This is a genomic window from Teichococcus wenyumeiae (assembly GCF_003696345.1).
GTDB classification, from domain to species: domain Bacteria; phylum Pseudomonadota; class Alphaproteobacteria; order Acetobacterales; family Acetobacteraceae; genus Pseudoroseomonas; species Pseudoroseomonas wenyumeiae.
Map to the genome: position 1 here is coordinate 1 of NZ_RFLX01000095.1, position 4,896 is coordinate 4,896.

The 4,896-nt window shown below is 65.1% G+C and carries 4 protein-coding genes; 2 read left to right on the forward strand and 2 right to left on the reverse strand.

The window, feature by feature from the left end:
- Nucleotides 1-375 (reverse strand): transposase (locus tag EBE87_RS27560; RefSeq protein ID WP_199708016.1); only part of this gene is annotated, 375 nt, incomplete at its 3' end.
- 501 nt (nt 376-876) lie between these two features.
- Here EBE87_RS27560 and EBE87_RS27570 point away from each other — a divergent pair.
- Entirely contained in the window at nt 877-1,692 is an 816-nt protein-coding gene (locus EBE87_RS27570; protein WP_233553476.1) for an IS5 family transposase, read from the forward strand.
- 285 nt (nt 1,693-1,977) lie between these two features.
- On the forward strand, nt 1,978-4,452 hold the full coding sequence (locus tag EBE87_RS27575) for a glucose/quinate/shikimate family membrane-bound PQQ-dependent dehydrogenase (protein ID WP_367605479.1): 2,475 nt from the start codon (nt 1,978-1,980) through the stop codon (nt 4,450-4,452).
- 112 nt (nt 4,453-4,564) lie between these two features.
- Here EBE87_RS27575 and EBE87_RS27580 read toward each other — a convergent pair.
- Nucleotides 4,565-4,896, reverse strand: a 332-nt coding sequence (locus EBE87_RS27580; RefSeq protein ID WP_233560265.1) for an IS3 family transposase, incomplete at its 5' end; no start/stop codon positions are given.

The following is a 4,896-nucleotide window of genomic DNA, read 5'->3' on the forward strand; positions in this document are numbered from 1 at the left end:
CCCACTCGCCCCTGGCACTGGCTTTGGCACCTCCAGCGTTTCGGCCCGGCGGCTCAGGGTGGAATGATCAGGCACAGCCAGGTTGAGACCGAGCAGGTCGAGAATGGAGCCGATCAGCCCCTCGGTCTGGCGCAGGGTCAGGCGGTACAAGGCCCGCAACGTCAGCGCCGTCGTGATGGCCAAGGCGGAGTAGAGGGGTTGCCCGCCCGGCGTGCTGCGTGGCTCCGCTTCCCAAGCCGAGATCGCCTCCTCCGTGAACCACGGGGTAAAGCTCCCGCGGGCACGCAGACCAGCGTCGTACTCAGACCAGTTCGTCACTTTGTGCCGCTGCTTCGGGATGTGGTGCCGGCGGTCAGAGTTGGTCTTGAACGGCATGCCGGCATCCAAACTGCAGGGACAGAGACCCGACCCGTAACTTCCCGGGCCTCCACCTCCAAGCCGCCAGTCCGTGCAACAAGGTCGCTTCGTGGCTGAAAATGATGCCGCGGGTCAGAAACATCCCGCTGAGATGCCGCAGGGTCAGCCGGTAGCGCAGCCGCCACAGCACAAGTGTCATGACATCGGACGGGTACTGGGTATGGTTCAGCACGCCGTCACTGCGCTCATTGTACTGCTTGCCACAGTCACGGCAGCGGAACCGGCGGTAGCCCCGGGCGGTGTGCTCCGGCCGCTCCGTCACCGCGGCGGAGCCGCAGGCCACACAGTTCATCCCCGACCCCCGGCCCCCTCGTCCGGGAGCCTACCAGCCTCGGCCCCGCTGACCAATCGGGCCGCCTGGCGCGAGCGCTGACAGAGCCCGCCGTTCTATAGATTGGTGGCACTTACAGCACCTTTCAAAACCTGGACGGACGGCAGGGCCGCATCGATCTGAGGATCATGGCGAAGCCCCTGATCTCGGACGAACTCTGGTCGGTGATCGAGCCGCTGTTGCCGCCCGAACGGCCCAAGCCGAAGGGTGGACGGCCAGCGGTGCCGCCCCGTGCTGCCTTGAGCGGCATCCTCTTTGTGCTGCGCTCCGGCATTCCGTGGGAGATGCTGCCACGGGATGGGCTGGTGAAACGTATACGTTGCACCCGGCGTCACCTGCTGGCGGCGGCTGCGGGACTGGCAGCAAACTGGTGTGTGGGACCGGCTGCACCGAGAGTTGCTGCGGCGCCTGCGCCAGGCCGACCGCATCGACTGGAGCCGTGCCTGCGTCGACAGCACGTCCATTGCGACGAAAAGGGGGGCGCCGGAACCGGGGCGAACCTGACGGACCGCGGCAAGGCAGGCACCAAGCGGCACTTCGTCACTGACCGGCGCGGCACCCCACTCGCCGTCCTGCTGACCGGCGCCAACACCCACGACAGCAAGCCCTTCGAGGACCTGCTCGACGCGGTGCCTCCTGTTGCAGGACAACCCAGGCGACCCCGACGCAGGCCGGACAAGTTGCATGCCGATAAGGCCTATGACCACCGCCGCTGCCGTCAGGCTTGCCTCCGGCGCGGCATCAGGCACCGGATCGCGCGCCGCGGCATCGAAAGCAGCCAGAGGCTGGGCAAGTACAGATCGGTCATCGAGCGCACCTTCGCTTGGATCAACCGCTTCCGCCGCCTGGCCATCCGCTACGAGCGCAGGCTCGACATCCACCATGCCCTCACCGCGCTCGCCTGCTCCCTCATCTGCCTCAACACGCTTCAGAAGCGGTTTTGAAAGGCGCTGTTAATCGGTTGGAGGAGGGAACAATCGACGGGCCGCCTGTGTTGTAGAGACGTTTGCTGCGAGAGTGAGTCTGATGGAGCAAAGAAGTCCGAGTATTAGCCTACGACGCAGGGCGCAAACGTGATCTGCTCGTGTGGTGAACCAACGGTGAACCGGCGCAGTCTGGTCCGTCCTACTTGCTGAATATCGACATGACAGACGCTTCAACGATCCTGCGCCACAGCTGAATGGACATGCATCATGCGGGTTTCCCAGCATAGCTACGGCCCCTCCGTCATGGCTGTCATCCTAGCCCTGCTAGGGCTTGCTCTGGCCGCAGGTGGGGCTTGGCTCGTTGTCTTGCGGGGTTCCGGTTTCTACCTAGGGGCCGCTCTCGCGATGTTGACCACGGCCTGGCTGCTGTGGCGCCGGCGCCCCGCTGCGCTCTGGCTCTACGCCTTTCTGACCATCGCGACCCTGGCTTGGGCGCTCTGGGAAGCAGGGCTGGACTGGTGGCCGCTCGCGGCGCGCGGGGACATCATCTTCCTGTTAGGTATCGCGTTGCTCACCCCATGGGTGACACGTGGTTTGGGCGAGATCAGCAACGGGAGGCGGGTCACCGCCTTGCACGGCGGCGGCCTAGCGCTTTCCTGCACGCTTGCCGTCGCGCTGGTGGCAGGTGCTGCGGCGTTGTTCAACGACCCCCACAGCACGGAGGGTAGCCTGCCCCAGGCACAGGGAGCTGTGCCGCCCGACACACAGGGCGTGCCTGCCGGCGATTGGTGGGCCTATGGCCGCACCGGCTTCGGCCAGCGCTATTCACCGCTGGCCCAGATCACGCCGCAGAATGTCGAGAAGCTGGAAGTCGCCTGGACTTACCAGACCGGAGATCTGCGTGGTCGGCCAGGCGATCCGGTGGAGACCACGTTCGAGGTGACGCCGCTCAAGATTGGCGATCGTCTCTTCCTCTGCACGCCGCACCAAAACGTCATTGCTCTGAACGCTGACACGGGGCGCGAGATTTGGCGTTACGACCCCAAGATCCAGAACCAGCTTGCGCTTCAGCATCTTACCTGTCGTGGCCTCTCCTACCATGAGGGGAGGCCTGGCGCTGCCGCCCCGGCCTCCGCGCCGGCTACAGCCCCGGCTTCGGCTGCGCCCACCGGCGAAGACATCAGCACTGCGCCTGAACAGGCACCTCCACCGCTCAACCTACCCCACGCTGCTGATGGGGCCCGAGCCGTTGCCTCCTGTCCGCGCAAGCTGTTCATGCCAACCGCTGACGGCCGGCTGATCGCGCTTGACCCGGAAAGCGGTGGCGTTTGCACAGGCTTCGGCGAAGGCGGGCAGATCAATCTTTGGGCCAACATGCCGAACGTGAAGCCGGGCGGTTACTACTCCACCTCTCCTGCCGTGGTGACCCGGAACCTAGTAGTTGTCGGCGGCACCGTGCTGGATAACGTTTCGACGCACGAGCCCTCCGGCGTGATCCGCGCCTTTGATGTCAACTCCGGCGCTTTGGTGTGGAACTGGGATTCCGGCAACCCGGACGAGACAGCGCCTCTGCCGCCTGGCCAGACCTACACACCAAGCTCGCCGAACAGTTGGTCGGTTTCCAGCGTCGATGAGGATCTAGGCATGGTCTATGTCCCGCTTGGTAACCAGCCGCCGGATCAGTGGGGCGCCGATCGCGGCCCGAATGTCGAGCGCTTCTCCTCTTCAGTCGTCGCGCTCGACCTCGCCACCGGCCGGGTCCGATGGGTCTTCCAAACCGTGCATCACGATCTCTGGGACTATGACGTTCCCTCTCAGCCAAGCCTCATCGACCTGACCATCGACGGCCGCACCGTGCCTGCCCTGGTGCAGCCCACCAAGCAGGGCGAGATCTACGTACTTAACCGGGAGACTGGCGAGCCGATCCTGCCTGTCACAGAAGTGCCTGCGCCGCAGGGCGCCGTTCTGCCCGACCAAACCGCCCCGACTCAGCCTGTCTCGCGCCTCTCCTTTGAGCCGCCGCCGCTCAACGGGGCCGAGATGTGGGGCGCCACCCTGTTCGACCAACTCGCCTGCCGCATCGCGCTAAAGCGTCTGCGCTACGACGGCCGTTACACGCCTCCTTCGCTGCAGGGCAGTCTCGTCTACCCTGGCAATTTCGGCGTTTTCAACTGGGGGAGCATCGCGGTCGACCCGCAGCGGCAGGTCGCTTTTACGACGCCGACCTATCTCGCCTTTGTCTCCCAGCTTGTGCCCCGCCAGGATACCACCACGCTCTACGTCCAGGGTGGAAATCGGCCGGAAGGCAGCTTGCCTGCGCTGAATGAAAACTTCGGTGCGCCCTACGCGGTGAAGCTCTACCCCTTTACCTCCGTACTCGGCCTGCCCTGCCAGGAGCCGCCCTGGGGCTATGTGGCAGGTGCCGACCTAAGGACGGGCGAGATCGTTTGGCGGCACAAGAACGGCACGACCCGCGATGCCGCCCCAGTGCCGCTGCCCTTCCCAATGGGCGTACCGAATCTCGGCGGCCCAATCATGACTGCCGGCGGCGTGGCCTTCCTGTCCGGCACGATCGACTACTATGTGCGGGCTTACGAGGTGACGAGCGGTCGGGAGTTGTGGAAAGCCCGCCTACCGGCCGGTGGACAGGCCACGCCAATCACCTATCTCGGGCGTGACGGCCGGCAGTATGTGGTGGTGGTCGCGGGCGGGCACGGCTCACTGGGTACCAAGGCGGGCGACAGTGTGATCGCCTATGCGTTGCCACGCGGGTCTTGATGGACCAGCTTGAGGCGGCCTGGACAGCCGCGCTGGAGACGCGCGGCAGCCCGGCTGCGGAGCGACGCAGACGCGCTCTGGACTTGCTTCGATTTAGTGGAGAGGCGTTGGATCAGTTGGCGGCCATTCTCTCGAACTGGGCCGGACTTGTGAAATCGAGCGCGGAGTGGCGCCGGACAGGGTTGTAGAAGCCGTCGATGTAGCGGCCGATGGCCTGCTCGGCATCCTGGCGTGTTTCGAACATGGTGCGCCAGACGAGTTCCGACTTCAGCGTCTTGAAGAACGTCTCCACCATGGCGTTGTCATAACAGTTCCCCTTGCCCGACATCGAGATCAGGATGCCGTGCTTTCGGAGCTCGGCCGACCTTGTTGCACGGACTGGCGGCTTGGAGGTGGAGGCCCGGGAAGTTACGGGTCGGGTCTCTGTCCCTGCAGTTTGGATGC

Coding starts and splice junctions, on each gene's coding strand:
- EBE87_RS27570 (WP_233553476.1), top strand. CDS start 877: ATGGCGAAGCCCCTGATCTCGGACGAACTCTGGTCGGTGATCGAGCCG.
- EBE87_RS27575 (WP_367605479.1), top strand. CDS start 1,978: ATGGCTGTCATCCTAGCCCTGCTAGGGCTTGCTCTGGCCGCAGGTGGG.